18 protein-coding genes and 1 tRNA gene are annotated in these 15822 nt (G+C 64.8%); 14 read left to right on the top strand and 5 right to left on the bottom strand.

Going from position 1 to position 15822, the window contains the following annotated elements; all coding sequences use genetic code 11:
- From Q0D45_RS09485 to Q0D45_RS09440, 10 genes are all read left to right on the top strand, one after another.
- Positions 1-503, top strand: a 503-nt coding sequence (locus tag Q0D45_RS09485; RefSeq protein ID WP_293391790.1) for a MotA/TolQ/ExbB proton channel family protein, incomplete at its 5' end; no start/stop codon positions are given.
- Positions 503-970: a protein TolR gene (gene tolR, locus Q0D45_RS09480; RefSeq protein WP_293391787.1), complete on the top strand. Its 468-nt coding sequence runs from the start codon at positions 503-505 to the stop codon at positions 968-970. The genes Q0D45_RS09485 and tolR, both read left to right, overlap by 1 nt.
- Complete coding sequence (gene tolA, locus Q0D45_RS09475; protein WP_293391785.1) at positions 967-1842, top strand: cell envelope integrity protein TolA; 876 nt, start codon at positions 967-969, stop codon at positions 1840-1842. The genes tolR and tolA overlap by 4 nt, the downstream gene beginning before the upstream one ends.
- Positions 1843-1877: 35 nt before the next feature.
- Positions 1878-3170 (top strand): Tol-Pal system beta propeller repeat protein TolB, encoded by a 1293-nt coding sequence (gene tolB / locus Q0D45_RS09470; RefSeq protein ID WP_293391782.1) that lies wholly within the window; start codon positions 1878-1880, stop codon positions 3168-3170.
- 85 nt (positions 3171-3255) lie between these two features.
- On the top strand, positions 3256-3768 hold the full coding sequence (gene pal, locus Q0D45_RS09465; RefSeq protein ID WP_293391778.1) for a peptidoglycan-associated lipoprotein Pal: 513 nt from the start codon (positions 3256-3258) through the stop codon (positions 3766-3768).
- A gap of 5 nt (positions 3769-3773) precedes the next feature.
- Entirely contained in the window at positions 3774-4616 is an 843-nt protein-coding gene (gene ybgF, locus Q0D45_RS09460; RefSeq protein ID WP_293391775.1) for a tol-pal system protein YbgF, read from the top strand.
- 21 nt (positions 4617-4637) lie between these two features.
- On the top strand, positions 4638-5321 hold the full coding sequence (gene queE / locus Q0D45_RS09455; RefSeq protein ID WP_366946404.1) for a 7-carboxy-7-deazaguanine synthase QueE: 684 nt from the start codon (positions 4638-4640) through the stop codon (positions 5319-5321).
- Between the two features lie 123 nt (positions 5322-5444).
- Positions 5445-6128, top strand: coding sequence for a 7-cyano-7-deazaguanine synthase QueC (queC, locus tag Q0D45_RS09450; protein WP_293391769.1), 684 nt, complete (start codon positions 5445-5447; stop codon positions 6126-6128).
- Positions 6129-6182: 54 nt separating this feature from the next.
- Positions 6183-6258: transfer RNA gene (locus Q0D45_RS09445), tRNA-Lys, on the top strand.
- A 245-nt stretch (positions 6259-6503) separates the two neighbouring features.
- Complete coding sequence (locus Q0D45_RS09440; RefSeq protein WP_293391766.1) at positions 6504-7688, top strand: HAMP domain-containing sensor histidine kinase; 1185 nt, start codon at positions 6504-6506, stop codon at positions 7686-7688.
- On the opposite strand, the gene Q0D45_RS09435 is transcribed toward Q0D45_RS09440, so the two are convergent.
- Complete coding sequence (locus tag Q0D45_RS09435) at positions 7689-8327, bottom strand: TetR/AcrR family transcriptional regulator (protein WP_293391764.1); 639 nt, start codon at positions 8325-8327, stop codon at positions 7689-7691.
- 110 nt (positions 8328-8437) lie between these two features.
- Between Q0D45_RS09435 and Q0D45_RS09430 the strand changes: the two genes are divergently transcribed.
- The 4 genes from Q0D45_RS09430 (at position 8438) to Q0D45_RS09415 (ending at position 12514) form a co-directional block, all read left to right on the top strand.
- Positions 8438-9268, top strand: coding sequence for an SDR family NAD(P)-dependent oxidoreductase (locus Q0D45_RS09430; protein WP_366946400.1), 831 nt, complete (start codon positions 8438-8440; stop codon positions 9266-9268).
- Between the two features lie 45 nt (positions 9269-9313).
- Complete coding sequence (locus tag Q0D45_RS09425) at positions 9314-10252, top strand: hypothetical protein (protein ID WP_293391760.1); 939 nt, start codon at positions 9314-9316, stop codon at positions 10250-10252.
- Positions 10253-10313: 61 nt separating this feature from the next.
- Positions 10314-11834, top strand: coding sequence for an NAD(P)/FAD-dependent oxidoreductase (locus Q0D45_RS09420; RefSeq protein ID WP_293391757.1), 1521 nt, complete (start codon positions 10314-10316; stop codon positions 11832-11834).
- 119 nt (positions 11835-11953) lie between these two features.
- A complete protein-coding gene (locus Q0D45_RS09415; RefSeq protein ID WP_293391754.1) occupies positions 11954-12514 on the top strand; it encodes a DUF2058 domain-containing protein in 561 nt (186 codons plus the stop codon).
- A gap of 3 nt (positions 12515-12517) precedes the next feature.
- On the opposite strand, the gene Q0D45_RS09410 is transcribed toward Q0D45_RS09415, so the two are convergent.
- The 4 genes from Q0D45_RS09410 to Q0D45_RS09395 form a co-directional block, all read right to left on the bottom strand.
- Positions 12518-13753, bottom strand: a complete 1236-nt coding sequence (locus Q0D45_RS09410) for an MFS transporter (RefSeq protein ID WP_293391751.1) — start codon at positions 13751-13753, stop codon at positions 12518-12520.
- Positions 13750-14559, bottom strand: a complete 810-nt coding sequence (locus Q0D45_RS09405; protein ID WP_293391748.1) for an ABC transporter ATP-binding protein — start codon at positions 14557-14559, stop codon at positions 13750-13752. The genes Q0D45_RS09410 and Q0D45_RS09405 overlap by 4 nt, the downstream gene beginning before the upstream one ends.
- Positions 14556-15521, bottom strand: a complete 966-nt coding sequence (locus Q0D45_RS09400; protein ID WP_293391745.1) for an iron ABC transporter permease — start codon at positions 15519-15521, stop codon at positions 14556-14558. The genes Q0D45_RS09405 and Q0D45_RS09400 overlap by 4 nt, the downstream gene beginning before the upstream one ends.
- A gap of 8 nt (positions 15522-15529) precedes the next feature.
- A partial coding sequence (locus tag Q0D45_RS09395; RefSeq protein ID WP_293391742.1) for an iron chelate uptake ABC transporter family permease subunit occupies positions 15530-15822 on the bottom strand: 293 nt, incomplete at its 5' end.

Here is a 15822-nt window from a genome sequence, read left to right as displayed (position 1 = left end):
CGATGGATGACCTGTACGAATCCCATCGTCGTGGCGGCGAGCCTGAAGAAGGTCTGCCGTTGATCTTTCGTGCCGGCTACGAGGAATTCAAACGCCAGCAGGTCGCCAACATTCCGCCCGATGACGCGCTGGCCGCCGTGCAGCGCCAGATGCGCGTGGTCATGGCCCGCGAAACCGAGAAGCTCGAAGGTGGCCTGAGCCTGCTGGCGACGATCGGCTCGACCAGCCCCTATGTCGGCCTGCTCGGCACCGTCTGGGGCATCGTCAATGCCTTCGTTTCGATCGGCAACGTCAAGCAGGCGACGCTCGCCTCGGTCGCCCCCGGCATCGCCGAAGCGCTGATCGCCACCGCCATCGGCCTGTTCGCCGCGATTCCGGCAGTCGTCGCCTACAACTTCTTCGTCGCCCGCGTCGATCGCCTTGAAAATCGCTTCTCGACCTTCGCCGAAGAGCTGACCGGCATCGTCGATCGCGGCCTGCGCGGCGGTTCGAGGGCCGGCTGATGGCGGGTTCGGTCTCGCCCAAGAAGGGCAAGCGGCGGTTGAGCGCCGAAATGAACGTGGTGCCGTACATCGACGTGATGCTGGTGTTGCTGGTGATCTTCATGGTCACCGCGCCGCTGATGACCCAGGGCATCGATGTCGAGCTGCCGCAGGCGACGGCGGAAACGCTGTCTGCCGACGACGAGCCGCTGACCCTGTTCGTCAGCGCTCGCGGCGAGTACTTCCTCGATGCCGGCGGCGATGCCAAGAAAGCGCTGGAAGACCAGACAGTGATCGATCGGGTTGGCGCGATCCTGCGCAACAAGCCGCAGACGATGGTGCTGATCCGCGCCGACAAGGGCGTCAAGTACGACCGGGTCGCCAACGGCATGTCGCTGCTGCAGGCGGCCGGTGCGGCGAAGATCGGCTTCGTCACCGATGCGCCGACGGTGCCACGGGCAGCCTCCTCCAAACCCGAGCGCGGATGAAGGTTCAGACGCGCCATATCGTTGCAGCGGTTGCGCTGCATCTCGCGGTGTTCGGGCTGCTGTTCAGCGGCGTGCAGTGCGGCCGCGTGCCCGAGCCGGTGTCGATCATCCAGGGTCAGCTGATTTCGGCGAACGAATTGCCGAAGCCGAACGCTGCGCCGAAGCCGGAGCCGACCCCCGAGCCGCCGGCCCCCGAGCCTGCGAAGCCTGAAGCGCCGCCCGAGCCGCCGAAGCCGGACCCGGCCGAAGCCCAGCGCAAGCAGCAGCAGGAACAGGAAGCCAAGCAGCAGCAACAGAAAGCGGCCGAGCAGAAGGCCGCCGAGCTGAAGACGGCGCAGGAAGCGCTGCTCAAGAAGCGGGCCGACGAACTCGCCGACAAGAAGAAGGTCGCCGAAGACGCCAAGAAAAAGAAGGAAGCCGAAGACAAGCAGCGCCAGGACGATCTTGCGCGCTCGGCGATCGAGGAAGAGGAAAAGCGCCTCGCCGCCGACAAGAAGAAAAAAGCCGAACAGACCAAGCGCGAAGCCGAAGCGAAGCGCGCCATGGAGGCGGAGCTGTCGGCGGCGATGGGTGCCGAGGTGGCCGAACGCACCGCGCAGGAAGTCAGCATCTGGGGCACGCAGCTGGTGGCGGCGATCCAGCGTGTCTGGACCCGTCCGCCCGGCACGGCTGATCAAAGCATTGTCTGTGTGGTCAACATGCAGTTGTCGGCAACCGGTGACGTGCAGTCGGCAACGATCCGGAAATCGAGCGGCAACGCACTGATCGACGATTCGGTGATTCGCGCTGTCTACAAAGCCAGCCCGATGCCGCTGCCCAAGGATCCTCGGGCGTTCCAGTCGGGCGTCAACATCACTTTCAAACCGCAGTAAGTCCTCACGACCTACTCGTACAAACGGATCACGACATGCTCAGAAGACTGCTCACCGGATGCCTGCTGATCGCGAGTCTTGCGGCCCAGGCTGATCTCGACATCACCGTGGTCGGCGGGTCCAAGCGGGCCCAGCCGATCGCCGTGGTGCCCTTCCAGCAGGCGCCGGGCGGAGCAGTCGATGTCGCCCAGATCGTCGCCGCCGATCTCGACCGCAGCGGCCAGTTCCTGTCGCTGGCGCGCGCTGACATGAAAGGTTTCGATCCGCTGCCGGTGACCGAGCCGCAGGTCGATTACCGCACCTGGCGCGCACTCGGCCAGGAAGCACTGGTGATTGGTCAGGTGCAGATCCTGCCGGGTGGTGGTGCAAAAACGACGGCGGAGCTGTACGACGTATTCCGCACCCAGAAGATCATGACCATCGAGGCGACCGCGACGCGGGCGACCGAATGGCGGTCGATGGCGCACAAGGTGGCCGATCAGATCTACGAGAAGTTGACCGGCACCAAGGGCATCTTCGATACCCGCATTGCCTACGTCACCTCGATCCAGACCGGCGGGCGCCGCCAGTTCAAGCTGATCTGGGCCGATGCCGATGGCGAGAATCCGCGCGAGATCGCCCGCAGTTTCGAACCGCTGCTGTCGCCGTCGTGGTCGCCGGATGGTCGCCGTATCGCGTATGTGACCTTCGAGGATGGGCGCTCGAAAATCATCATCCAGACGCCGGCGACTGGCGAATATGTGACCTTCCTCGGCGAAAAAGGCATCAACAGCGCGCCGTCCTGGACGCCGGACGGCACCAAGCTGGTGGTGACGCTGAGTTTCCAGAAGAACGCGGATATCTACGTCATCGATCTGGCAACCAAGAGCCGCCGTCGTCTCACCGACAGCTTCGCGATCGATACTTCGCCGACGGTTTCGGCTGATGGCCGCACGGTCGCCTTCCTGTCCGATCGCAGCGGCACCGCGCAGATCTACACGATGAGCATCGACGGCGGTGAAGCGAAGCGGCTGACTTGCGAGGGCCGCCGCAATGAACAGCCGCGCTTCTCGCCCGATGGCAAGACTCTTGCACTGGTTAATTACAACGGTTCCGGTTATCGTATCGGGCTTGTGGATATCGCGACGGGCGTGATGCGCCTGGTCAGCGACGGCCCCCTGGATGAAGGTCCCAGTTTTGCGCCTAACGGCGCGGTCGTGATTTACACACGACAAGGTTCGTCCGGTGCCGAGCTCGCCACGGTTTCGACTGATGGCTCCATCCGCCAACGTTTGCGGCACACCGGCGATGTCCGGGAACCGGCCTGGGCACCGTACACCAAGCCCTGATTTGTCTGCTTTATTGCGGTTCTTCAGCTTGTCACCCGCAAGGGTTCATCATCGCCAACAAAATCGTCGTCAAGGAGTTTGAAAAATGTTGAACAACAAGTGGTTCGTCTGCGCAACCCTCGCTGTCGCCGCCATCGCCACCGGCTGCTCCAGCACCGGTGACAAGAATGCCAACGCCCCGGCAGATGCGGTTTCGCCGACGTCCACCTCCCAGGGCGGCGTTGCCACCTCGGCTGGCGGCAAGAGCACCGGCGCCAGCACCCCGGCCTCGGCTCAGAGCATCGTCTATTTCGACTTCGATTCGAGCGATCTGAAGGCCGAGTCGAAGGACGTCGTCGCTGCCTGGGCGCGCTACCTGACCGCCAACCCGACCTCGAAGGCCCAGCTGCAGGGCAACACCGACGAGCGTGGCACGCGTGAGTACAACCTGTCGCTCGGCGAGCGTCGTTCGGCCGCCGTCAGCGCCGCGCTGCAGTCGGCCGGCGTTTCCGCCAGCCAGCTCGAACTGACCTCGAACGGCGAAGAGAAGCCGGTCGCCATGGGTCATGACGAAGCGTCGTGGTCGCAGAATCGCCGCGTCGAAATCGTCGGTCAGTAAGTCTAATGTCGGCCGCCGTGATTGTTGCTGCACGTCGTCGCATCATTCGTTCGGCCAGACTGGCACCGCTGCTTGCGGTGCTGGCACTGACTGGATGTGCTGCGAACAATTACGGCGGGCCGATCAACGGCCAGCAGGCGCTGAGTCCTGAAGAGCGACGCCTGCAGGCTGTTGAGACCAAGCTCGCGGAAGTCTCGCGACGCCAGATCACGGTCGATGCCGGCCGCGATCAGAAGGTCAGCGAGGATCTGGGCAAGCTGCGCGGCCTGATCGAGCAGCTGCGTTACGACTTCGATCAGTCGGAACGGCGTCAGCAGGAAGCGATCACTTCTTTCGATGCCCGCATCAAGGCACTCGAAGCGCATGCGATCGGAACGGCCGATGGCAGCATCGGTGGCGTATCGGGTGATCCCGCTGCGCAGCAGTTCGGTGGCACGGTGGCTCCTCCATCGAATGTGCCGCTCAGCACCGCTGCTGATGAAGAAGCGCTGTACCTGAAGAGCTTCGACCAGCTCAAGGCCGGCAAGTACGACGATGCAACGGCTGGTTTCAAGGCCATGCTCGCCAAGTACCCGCAGGGCAATTACTCGGATAACGCCTGGTACTGGACCGGCGAGTCCTACTACATCAAGAAGGATTATCCGAACGCGCTGACGAGCTATCGCTCGCTGCTCGAGAAATTCCCGGCGAGTCCGAAGGTTCCGGATGCGCTGTTGAAGACCGGCATCATCCAGCAGGACCAGAAGAAAGCGGATCAGGCCAAGGCGGCCTACAACCGCGTGATCAAGGAGTTCCCGAATTCCAGCGCTGCCCCCCAGGCACGCACCCGGCTCAGCCAGTTGCACTGAGCAGGCTGAGTTGTGAGTTCCATCGCCGTCGAGTCCGGACGCCAGACGCGTCCGGCAGCATCGGCGACGCGTCTCAAGCTCACTGAAATCTTTCTGTCGTTGCAGGGCGAGTCGACCTTCGTCGGCTGTCCGACCGTGTTCGTGCGCCTGACCGGCTGCCCGCTGCGCTGCCAGTACTGCGACACCGCCTACGCCTTCCACGGCGGCCACTGGCACGAGCAGGCCGAGGTGCTGGCCACCGTCGCCAGCCACGGCGTCCGCCACGTCTGCGTGACCGGCGGCGAGCCGCTGGCCCAGAAGGCCTGCCTGGCGCTGCTGACGGCGCTCTGCGATGCCGGCTACACGGTATCGCTGGAGACCAGCGGTGCCATCGATGTGTCCGCTGTCGATCCCCGCGTGGTCAAGATTCTCGACATCAAGACGCCGGGTTCCGATGAAGTCGAGCGCAACCGCTGGGCCAACCTGCCGCTGCTGAACCCGCAGGACCAGATCAAATTCGTGCTCTGCAGCCGTGCCGATTACGACTGGGCGAAAGCCATCGTCGCCGAGCATGGTTTGTGCGAGCGCCACACCGTGCTGTTTTCGCCGAGCGCGAGCCAGATCGCCGCCCGCGACCTGGCCGACTGGATCGTCGCCGATCGCTTGCACGTGCGTTTCCAGATGCAGTTGCACAAGCTGCTCTGGGGCGCGGAACCGGGGCGTTAGTACTGGCGGAGCACTGCTCCGCCAGTACTAACGCGCACAGCCATGGATGGCTGGGCCGGCGGTCGTTCAAGAAATGCGTCATCGCGCCAGGGATGGCAGAGAACCCTTCGACAGGAGTTGCAAATGCTCAAACCTCGTTCCGCCGTGGTCCTGCTCAGCGGCGGACTCGATTCGGCGACGGCGCTGGCCATCGCGCGCAGCGAAGGCTATGTCTGCCACTGCCTGAGCGTCGCCTACGGTCAACGTCACAGCGCCGAGCTCGACGCTTCGGTGCGGGTCGCGGCCAGGCTCGGCGCCGCCTCCCATCGCCTGATCCATGTCAACCTGGATTTGATTGGCGGCTCCGCGCTGACCGATAGCTCGATCGACGTGCCCGAGGGCGAGACGCCGGGCATCCCGATCACCTACGTGCCGGCACGCAACACGCTGTTCCTGTCGCTGGCCATGGGCCTCGCCGAAGTGCAGGGTGCCGAAGCGCTGTACATCGGTGTCAACGCCGTCGACTACAGCGGCTACCCGGACTGCCGGCCCGAATTCATCGAAGCCTTCGAGAAAGTCGCCCAGCTGGCGACCCGTTCCGGCGTCGAGGGCGCGGCGCTGAAAATCGAGACACCACTGATCAAGCTGAGCAAGGCAGAGATCATTCGTCGCGGCACTGTGCTCGGCGTCGACTTCGCCGAAACCGTGTCCTGCTATCAGGCCGACAATGAAGGCCGCGCCTGCGGCCGCTGCGATTCCTGCCGTCTGCGCCGGGAGGGTTTCGCCGCCGCTGGCTTGCCCGATCCGACCCGCTACGCCATTTCCTGAATCGCTCGCCGATGGCAAGTCTGTTGCAGCTATAATCCGCGCCTCGCGAAACGGGGGTCGTTAGCTCAGTCGGTAGAGCATCGGACTTTTAATCCGTTGGTCCTGGGTTCGAGTCCCAGACGACCCACCATTTTTGCGCAGCTTGTAACCGCTGGACTTATCGAAACCTCTGCAAGCTCAGGGGTTTTTTATTGTCCGGGGGTGGGCAGTGCACTGGGGAAGATTCCCGATCGCCTGCAGGTGGAGTGGCGGGCAAAGTAAGATCATGAGGAACTACCCGCAGTGACGCAGGCGTTCGGAAACGAGTGAGGCGCTGCGAAGCCACAGGGTCACCCGACTCATCCCCAGACGCATCCAGCACACCTTCCGCCAATCATGACGGGCAGCGATCAGGAACCCATACGGGATCGAGTCACGGTGCTCGGCGAATACCGCGTGCTGGACACGCCGGTAGAACCCGCGTTCGACGACATCACCCGTTCGGCGATGTTTGCGCTGGATGTTCCGATCGCGCTGATCAGCCTGGTCGACGAATCCCGCCAGTGGTTCAAGAGCGAGCAGGGCTTGGCCTGCCGTGAAACACCGATTTCGGCTTCCGTCTGCGCGCACGCCATTCGCCAGTACGAGTTCTTCGAAATCCCCGATCTGGCTGCGGATCCTCGCTTTGAGCAGAACCCGCTGGTGACCGGCGAGCCGTTCGTGCGGTTCTACGGCGGCGCGGTACTACGCACGTCCGAAGGGATCGCGCTGGGAACGGTCTGCGTGCTGGACCGCAAGCCGCGTCAATTCACCGACGGTCAACGCGGCTTCCTGAAGGGGCTGGCGCGCCAGACGATGGCGCTGCTGGAGCTGCGCAAGGCCTTGCGGTTGTCGCTGGATATCGTCGAAAGACAGGCGCACCTGATGGCCGTTGCAGGGCACGACCTTCGCCAGCCGCTGGGCATCATCTCCAATGCAATTGCTACCGGGCTCGCAGCGCCGAATCATCCTTCGATGCCGCGACAGCTCGGCCTGGCGCAGCGCGCGGTGGATTCGCTGGTCGAGCAGCTGGATAGCCTGGTCACGGCCGCTACCAGCGGCGATTCGTCCCCGGTAGCGGCGCCGGTGCATGTTCCTTTCCGAATTGCCGAGCTGTTCGAGGCGCTCGGCCCCAGCTGGATATCGCATGCCGCGTCGAAAGGCCTTCAGCTCGATGTGGTGCCGTCCAGCGCCGAAGTGCTCAGCGATCGGCGGCTGATGAGTTCGATCCTCGGCAATCTGGTTGGCAACGCCATCAAGTACACCCAAACCGGCCGCATCCTGATCGGCTGCCGAAGGCGATCGAAGGGGCTGGAGGTTTGCGTCTACGACACCGGCGTCGGTATTTCTCCGAGCGATCAGCAGGCGATCTTTTCTCCGTTCAAGCAGTTGAATCCGGAGAGCGAAGGGCTGGGTCTGGGCCTGTCGCTGGTCAAGCAGGCCGCGATACAGCTGCAAGTCCCGCTCGAAGTGGCCTCGGTGCTCGGCCGCGGTACTAAGTTCAGCGTGCAGCTGCCGTATAGCGATCAGGCGGCGAAATAGTCAGGACCGCGGCGCGGCATCGAGCTTCGCCAGTTCCGCTTCCGCATAGCTGGCGATCATCTCGGCCAGGCCTTCCGAGAGCTGCTCGAAGCTGATGTTCGAATTCGGCTCACTCAGGTGGCGGATGATCGTGAACACGCTGCCGTGGATGAAGATGTAGCTCATCACCGGCAGGTTCCTGAGCCGGGTCAGCTGAGGATTGTGCAGCGCGTACTGCATGATCAATTCGACTAGCAGCTGCTGGATCGCTTCGAGCTGGCGGCTGCGCTCGGCATGCATCGAGAAGCCGGCGTACTTCAGATAGCGCCCGTCGTTGCGGTTCAGCAGCTCGCGGAAATGGCCGAGCAGACGGATCACCATCGGCCGGATTTCCAGGCGCACCAGGCTCGGCATCAGCGCGCGCACCATGGCGACGATCTCCGTGGTCAGGTGCGCGTTCATCGCCTTGAACACCGCTTCCTTGTTCGGGAAGTATTCGTACAGCGACCCGACGCCGACACCCGCGATGTCCGCGATGTGCCGCGTCGTGGTCTGCGCCAGGCCATGGGTCTGCAGGCTGATGAAGCCGGCTTCGACGATCGCCTGCATCGTCGCCTTGGAACGTTCCTGCTGCGGCTTCCTCGCCATCGCCCTCGTCATCCTGCCGTTTCCGAATTGAATCCGAACAATAGCTCGGATTATCTTGCCATTACTCAATGTCACTGTCATTCCGTGACATTGACATTCAACAAGACCAAGAACGGGGAACAATGATGGCAGGCAGGAAGGTATCAAGAAGCGCATCTGCAGTGGTCACCGGCGCAGGTAGCGGCATCGGCCGGGCGTTTGCGCTGGAACTTGGCGCCCGCGGTGGCCGCGTGGTCTGCGCCGATCTGAAGCTGGCAACCGCCGAGGAAACTGCCGCCCAGATTCGTGCTGCCGGCGGCCAGGCAACCGCCATCGCCTGCGACGTATCGAAGCTCGAACAGGTCGAGAAGATGGCCACAAAAGCCGAACAGTGGCTCGCCGGTCCGGTCGATCTGGTGATCAACAACGCCGGTGTCGGCGCCGGTGGCAGCGTCGTTGGCGAGACGCCGATCGACGACTGGCGCTGGGTGCTCGGCGTCAACCTCTGGGGCGTGATCCACGGCTGCCATGTGTTCGCGCCGAAGCTGCGCGCGCTCGGCCGCGGGGGCATCGTCAATGTCGGCTCCACGGCGAGCTTCGCCGCCGCGCCGCTGATGGGCCCGTACAACGTATCGAAAGCCGCGGTGCTGGCGCTCAGCGAAACGCTGGCCTCGGAGTTCACCGGCACCGGCATCAAGATCACCGCGCTGTGCCCGACCTTCATCGCCACCAACATCGTCAAGGACGGCCGGATCAGCGAAAGCTCCTCGAAGATGGCCGAGCGCCTCATGCAGTGGACCTCGGTCACTCCTGAAAGTGTTGCCAAGACCACGCTCGATGCGCTCGATCGCAACCAGCTCTACGTGCTGCCGCAGGTCGACGCCAAGCTGATCTGGCGCATGAAGCGCTTCGCGCCGGTCGGTTACGGCCGCGGCATCGGCTGGCTGAATCGTCTCGCCGGCAATCGCGCCTGAGCCCGAAGCGCGCTCCCGAATCTCCCGAAAACAGGAACCGAAACCATGCAACTCGACATCGACAAGATGCTGGTCAAGATCAAGAACAGCCAGTGGGCGCTGGCTGATATCGACTGGGATGCGCCAGGGCGCGAACGGGTCACCGAAAACGTCGAGCAGTACGCCAAGCTGAAAGTGTTCATGGCCGATCTGATGTGGATCGAGCATGTCGGCGCCCGTGCGTTCGCGGCGATGGCGAAGAAGGCGCCGAACGACACGCTGGCTGAGATCTACCGCTACTTCCACGCCGAAGAACAGCGCCACGCCAATGTCGAAATGGCGCTGATGAAGCGCTGGGGCATGCTCGAAGGCGATCACGACAATCCGATCCTGCCGGAGCCGAACATCAACCTGCGGCTGGTCATCGACTGGCTGGACACCTACAGCGACGAGATGCCGCTGGAAGTGCTCGGCTCGGTGATCCCGAGCCTGGAAATCGCGCTCGACGGCGCGCTGTGCAAGTTCCTGCTCGACACCGTCCAGGACCCGGTCTGCCACGCCGCATTCGAGAAGATCAACGATGACGAGTCGCGCCATCTGGGCGTCGGCTTCCACGTGCTGGAAATGATGGGCTACGGCAAGACTTACCAGCTCGCGGTGCGCACGGCCGGCACCTTGCTGAATCCGAAACTGCTGATCGGCATCGCCGCCTATCTGCCGCTGCTCAACCGCATGCGCGACAACCTGGTGAAGCTCGGCCTGAAGGAAGAGCGCTTGTACGAAGCGATGAACAAGTACAAGAAGATCGGCGGCCGCACCGAGCAGGGACGCCGCAACCCCTGGTTCCAGATCATTAGCCGTCAGAGCGCGATGGTGGTCGACCGCAAGTCGCTGTACCACGTGCCGGTCGACGCACTGGTGCGCCTGACCGACTACTACCCGCGTCGCTGGCTGAAGGCGACGCCGACCTGGGTCAAGGGTTTGACCTGGAAGACGGCGGCCTGATTGCCTTTCTCCTTCCCCCGCAAGAGGGAAATGAGCACACGCATAAGCAAGAGATCATTCGATGACCCAGTACCAAGATGAAGCCCCCGTCGCCGGCCGTCGTTCACGTCGCGCTGCCGATCCCGTTGCCGCGAAGGTGGTGGAAGTGCTGATCGTCGGCGCCGGCTTTGCCGGGCTCGGTGCGGCGATCCGCCTTCGCGCTGCCGGCATCACCGACGTCGCCATCGTCGAGCGTGGCAGCGAAGTCGGTGGCACCTGGCGTGACAACCAGTATCCCGGTGCGGCCTGCGATATCCCGTCCAACCTTTATTCGTTCTCGTTCGCGCAGAACCCCGAGTGGACGCGCGGCTACTCGGGCAGCCGGGAAATCCTCGAATACATCCGCGGCCTGGCGCGCGACAACGATCTGCTGCCGCTGATCCGCTTCCAGCACAACGTCGAAGCGCTGAGCTTCGATGGTGGCAAGGGCCTGTGGACGGTGACGCTGAGCGGTCGTGACCCGATCATCGCGCGCTCGGTGGTGATGGCCCAAGGCCCGCTGTCGAATGCCGGCCTTCCGAACATGCGCGGCATCGAAAGCTTCAAGGGCAAGATGATTCACAGCGCGCGCTGGGATCATTCCTACGACTTCACCGGCAAGCGAGTCGCGGTGATCGGTACCGGCGCAAGCGCGGTGCAGATCATCCCGGAGCTGGTCAAGATTGCCGACAAGGTCAAGGTCTTCCAGCGCACGCCGGGCTGGGTGCTGCCGCGTCTCGATTTCCAGTCTCCGGAGTGGACCAAGGCGCTGTTCAAGAAGCTGCCGTTCAGCCAGACCGCCGTGCGCGAAGCGATGTACTGGGTTCACGAGTCGATGGCACTCGGCATGATCTGGAACACGCCGATGACCCGCGCGCTGGAACTGCTGGGCAATCGTTTTCGCGAAGCGCAGGTCAAGGACGCCTGGCTGCGCCGGCAGCTGACGCCGGACTTCAAGATCGGCTGCAAGCGCGTGCTGATGACCAACGACTATTACCCGGCGCTGCAGCAGCCGAACTGCGAGCTGATCTCCTGGCCGATCGCCAACCTTTCGGAGCAGGGCATTCGCAGCGTCGAAGGCATCGAGCACCAGGTCGACTGCATCGTCTTCGCCACCGGTTTCGAAGTGTCGAAGAACGGCACGCCGTTCCCGGTGCACGGCCTCGGCGGGCGCGATCTGAACGCCGAATGGTCGCGCGGCGCGCAGGCCTACAAGAGCGTGCAGGTGTCCGGCTATCCGAATCTGTACTTCACCTTCGGCCCGAACTCCGGCCCCGGCCACAACTCCGCGCTGGTCTACATGGAATCGCAGATCGACTACATCGTCCGCTCGGTCGGCCAGGTAGCCGGCGGCCAGCTGAAGTACGTCGACGTGCGGGCCGATGCGCAGAAGAAGTACAACGAAGGCATCCAGAAGCGGCTCGCGAAAACCAACTGGAACTCGGGCTGCAAGAGCTGGTATCTGTCCGACGACGGCTTCAACTCGACGATGTATCCGGGCTTCGCCACCCAGTTCGCGCGGCAGATGGCGAGCTTCGAACTGCGCGACTATCGCCTGGTCTGAATCGCGCTTGTCGTCAGCCAAGGCTTGCGCCTGGCCAGCGGAATCAGGACGATGGCGGTCCGCGCGAAATAAGCCTCGCGCAGACTGCCATCGTCCTTCGTGTTTTCGAGTCGAACCCCATGAGTCTTTCGCTGCGCGACCAGCTGCTACAGGCCGGTCTCATCTCCAAGAAGCAGGCCGAGAAGGCGCAAGCCGAAACCGGCAAGGGCAAGCCGCGTGGTCAGCACAATCACGGCAAGCAGATCACCGCACCGGCGCCGAACGCTGAAGCGCTGAAAGCCGCCGAAGCGGCGCGCAAGGCCAAGGCCGCGAAGGATCGCGAGCTGATGGACAAGGCCAAGGAAAAGCAGGCGCTGAAAGCCAGGTACGCCGAGATCAAGCAACTGGTCGAAGCCAACAAGCTGCCGCCGGTGGTCAGCGAAGATCTCTACAACTTCGTCGACCACAAGAACAATATCCGGCGCATTGCCGTGACGCCGGAACTGCGCGCGCAGATCATCGACGGCCGGGTCGGCATCGCCCGCTGCGAAGGCCGCTATTCGCTGGTGCCGGGCGCGGTTGCCGACAAGATCCGCGAGCGTGATCCACGCGCCGTTGCAACGATCAACCGCGAAGCCGACAAGGTCGACGAGAACGATCCGTACAAGGACTTCAAGGTGCCGGACGACCTGATCTGGTAAGCGTCAGTTTGCTGTCGCGAGCGCGCTGACGGCCTGCCGGGCGCGCAGTTTCACCAGCACCGCCAGCGTGCCCAGACTGAAGACGGTGATCGCTGCCGCCAGCCAGCCCAGCCGCTCGACATTCAGCAGCGCCGCACCGGCCGGAGCGCTGACGATCAGGCCACCGACCCAAGCGCCCAAGCCCGATGCGGTATCACTCACCGCCATGTTGATCGCCATGTAGCGGCCGCGCAGTGCCGGTGGTGCCAGACCAGCGAGCAGGCTCATCGCTGGAATGGCGCGCAGTGATGTCAGCACCATGAAGGCCATGAACGTCAGGCAGACGACGGCCAGCGGCATCGGCACCAGATGGGTGAAGCCGAGATGCGCGGCGATGCTGGCGATCATCAGCAGGGCCAGTGTTCTTGCCGGCCCGTAGCGATCGGCCGCGCGGCCGATGCGCGGCGCGGCGAACAGGGTGGCACCGCCGCCGCAGAGATAGACCAGCGCCATGCCGTTCAGGCCGATGCCGAGGTTGCCGCTCATGAATGCGCCGAGGTAGGGCACGATCAGGAAGCCGGCGAACACCACGCCGAAGCTCAGCAGCCAGCCCAGCGGCAGGCTGCGCTGCTGGAGGATGTCGGCCAGGCCCGGCCGCTTCACGCCGGATGGCGCGGCCGTCACCGGCGTTGCCGGCAGATGCTTCCACAGCAGCAGCCAGACTCCGGTCGCGAGCGTTGCCACGAACAGGAACGGCAGCCGCCAGCCGGCCAGCCCCGCAAGCAGCAGACCGAGTGGCACGCCGGCCACGGCACTGGCGCCGAACGCGGTCATCACCGTGCCGATCGCCGCGCCGCGCCGTGGTGCTTCGATGCGATCGGCGATCAAGGTCATCACCGTCGCGGTCATCAAGCCGGCGCAGGCGCCAGCCAGCCCGCGAGCGAGCAGCAGCAGCGCATGGTTGGGTGCTAGCGCGCAGCCGAGGGTGGCGACGATGAACACCGCATACAGCCGCAGCAGAGTCCGGCGGCGATCACCGCGATCAAGCCAGGCCGAGCCGAGCAGACCGACCACGGCCGAGGCCAGCGTGTAGATGCCGATCAGCAAGCCGAACTGCACGGTGCTCAGGCCGAAGGCCTGCATCAGCTCGGCGCCGAGCGGCATCAGGATCATGTAGTCGAGCAGATGGGTGAACTGCAGCGCGGCGAGCAGCAACAGCAGGCGGCGCTCCTGCGGCGGGGACAGGGCAGCAAGGCTCATGGCAGGATTTCCAGGTAGGAGGATGGGCGCGGCTTGGCGCGCGCGGGAACGATGACCGGCGCGCCGTCATCCGGCGCGTGCAGGATGTGGGCGTCGATGCCATACAGCGTGTGGACCAGCTCGGCTGTCAGCACCTCGCGTGGTGCGCCGCTGGCCAGCACGCGGCCTTGGTGCAGGGCCACCAGCTGATCGGCATGGCGGGCGGCACAGGACAAGTCGTGCAGCACCATGATCACGGTGCGGCCGTCGTCGGCCAGCGAGCGGATCAGCCCCAGCAGCGCTTCCTGATGGCCGGGGTCGAGCATGCTGGTCGGCTCGTCGAGCAGCAGCAGCGGCGTTTGCTGAGCAAGCACCATCGCCAGCCAGACTCTCTGGCGCTGGCCGCCGGAGAGTTCATCGATCGGCCGCTTGGCGAAAGCCAGCAGATCGGTGCGGCGCAAGGCGTCCTGCACGGCGGCTTCGTCGGCTTCGGACCAGCGATTCAACAGACGACGATGTGGATGCCGGCCGAAGGCGACCAGCGCTGCCACCGGCAACCCGGCCGGTGCCTGCGGGAACTGCGGCAGGAAGCCGACCTGGCGCGCGAGCACCTCGGGTTTGAGCGTGGCGAGGTCATCGCCATCGAGCAGCACGCGGCCGGCCGTGACGGCATGCAGCCGTGCCAGACAGCGCAGCAAGGTCGACTTGCCGCAGCCGTTGGCGCCGACGATGGCGATCACCTGGCTGCCTGCGAGTTCGAGGCTCAGCTCGCGCAGCACCGGCTGTGCGGCGTAGCCGGCGGAAAGTCCTTCGATACAGAGCTTCATCGCGAGGTCCGCCGCAGCAGCAGCCAGAGCAGGAACGGCCCGCCGATCAGTCCGGTGACGACCCCCGCTGGCACTTCGGCCGGTGTGGCGAGCAGGCGCCCGAGTGTGTCGGCCGCCACCACCAGCGCCGCACCGACCAGCGCGGCTGGAAACAGCAGCGGCGCCGCGTTGCCGATCAGTCGACGTGCCAGCAGCGGTGCGGCGATCGCGACGAAGCCAATCGGGCCGGACACGCTGACCGCCAGGCCGGCGAGTGCGGCTGCGAGCAGCAGCACCGTCAGGCGCAGGCGCGGCAGCGCGACGCCGAGGCTGCGAATGCTGTCGTCCGGCAGGCCGAACAGCGCCACCGTGCGCTGCAGCGGCACGGCGGCGAGCAGCAGGATCGCCAGCAGTGCAGCGGCCGTCAGCGCCACTTCCGGCGTGCGGCCACTGAGACTGCCGACGCTGAACGCATGGATGCCGCTGGCGTGCATCACCGGCAGGGTGGCCAGCGCCAGATCGAAACCGGCCTTCAGCAGGCTGCCGATGCCGATGCCGATCACCAGTACCCGATAGCCCTGGCTGCCGACGCCGCCGGCCGCGAGCAGCACCAGCAGCACCGTCGCCAGCGAGCCGAACAGTGCACACCACCACGGTGCGATCAGGCCGGCCGGGCTCCACAGCAGGCTCAAGGTCAGCGCCAGCAGCGCGCCGTCGTTGAGGCCGATCAGATCCGGACTGGCCAGACGATTGCGGGCCAGCGCCTGCAGCAGCGCGCCGGCAGTGCCGAGGGCCGCGCCGACCACCAGCCCGGCGAGCAGGCGCGGCAGGCGGATATCGAGCACCAGAGTTTGCAGCCAGCGTGGCCCTTCGCCAGCGAGGCCCTGCAGCAGATCCAGCGGCGACAGCAGCGGCGCGCCGATGCCCAGCCCGGCCAGCGACACCAGCAGCGGCAGGCTGATCAGCCACACAGCTTTCGGCATGGCCGCGCTCACGCCTCGCTGCCGATCCGGCTCAGCGACAGCAGCGCGTCGCGACGCACCATCAGGATCAGCAGCGGCGCGCCGAGCAAGGCCAGCAGCGCGCTGACCGGTGCTTCGTAGGGCAGCACGATCAGCCGTGCAGCGAGATCGGCGAGCAGCAGCAGGCCGGCGCCGATCAGCACCGAATAGCCGAGCTGCCGGCCGAGTGAGACGCCGATCCAGGCACGCGCCGCATACGGTGCGATCAGGCCGAGAAAGCCGATCGGCCCGGCGAGAGCGACGGCGCTGCCGGTCATCAGCG

Source organism: Nevskia sp., assembly GCF_023266035.1.
Taxonomy (GTDB): domain Bacteria; phylum Pseudomonadota; class Gammaproteobacteria; order Nevskiales; family Nevskiaceae; genus Nevskia.
This window is presented reverse-complemented; position numbering and strand designations above follow the sequence as displayed.

Coding starts and splice junctions, on each gene's coding strand:
- tolR (WP_293391787.1), top strand. CDS start 503: ATGGCGGGTTCGGTCTCGCCCAAGAAGGGCAAGCGGCGGTTGAGCGCC.
- tolA (WP_293391785.1), top strand. CDS start 967: ATGAAGGTTCAGACGCGCCATATCGTTGCAGCGGTTGCGCTGCATCTC.
- tolB (WP_293391782.1), top strand. CDS start 1,878: ATGCTCAGAAGACTGCTCACCGGATGCCTGCTGATCGCGAGTCTTGCG.
- pal (WP_293391778.1), top strand. CDS start 3,256: ATGTTGAACAACAAGTGGTTCGTCTGCGCAACCCTCGCTGTCGCCGCC.
- ybgF (WP_293391775.1), top strand. CDS start 3,774: ATGTCGGCCGCCGTGATTGTTGCTGCACGTCGTCGCATCATTCGTTCG.
- queC (WP_293391769.1), top strand. CDS start 5,445: ATGCTCAAACCTCGTTCCGCCGTGGTCCTGCTCAGCGGCGGACTCGAT.
- Q0D45_RS09440 (WP_293391766.1), top strand. CDS start 6,504: ATGACGGGCAGCGATCAGGAACCCATACGGGATCGAGTCACGGTGCTC.
- Q0D45_RS09435 (WP_293391764.1), bottom strand. CDS start 8,327: ATGACGAGGGCGATGGCGAGGAAGCCGCAGCAGGAACGTTCCAAGGCG.
- Q0D45_RS09430 (WP_366946400.1), top strand. CDS start 8,438: ATGATGGCAGGCAGGAAGGTATCAAGAAGCGCATCTGCAGTGGTCACC.
- Q0D45_RS09425 (WP_293391760.1), top strand. CDS start 9,314: ATGCAACTCGACATCGACAAGATGCTGGTCAAGATCAAGAACAGCCAG.
- Q0D45_RS09420 (WP_293391757.1), top strand. CDS start 10,314: ATGACCCAGTACCAAGATGAAGCCCCCGTCGCCGGCCGTCGTTCACGT.
- Q0D45_RS09415 (WP_293391754.1), top strand. CDS start 11,954: ATGAGTCTTTCGCTGCGCGACCAGCTGCTACAGGCCGGTCTCATCTCC.
- Q0D45_RS09410 (WP_293391751.1), bottom strand. CDS start 13,753: ATGAGCCTTGCTGCCCTGTCCCCGCCGCAGGAGCGCCGCCTGCTGTTG.
- Q0D45_RS09405 (WP_293391748.1), bottom strand. CDS start 14,559: ATGAAGCTCTGTATCGAAGGACTTTCCGCCGGCTACGCCGCACAGCCG.
- Q0D45_RS09400 (WP_293391745.1), bottom strand. CDS start 15,521: ATGCCGAAAGCTGTGTGGCTGATCAGCCTGCCGCTGCTGGTGTCGCTG.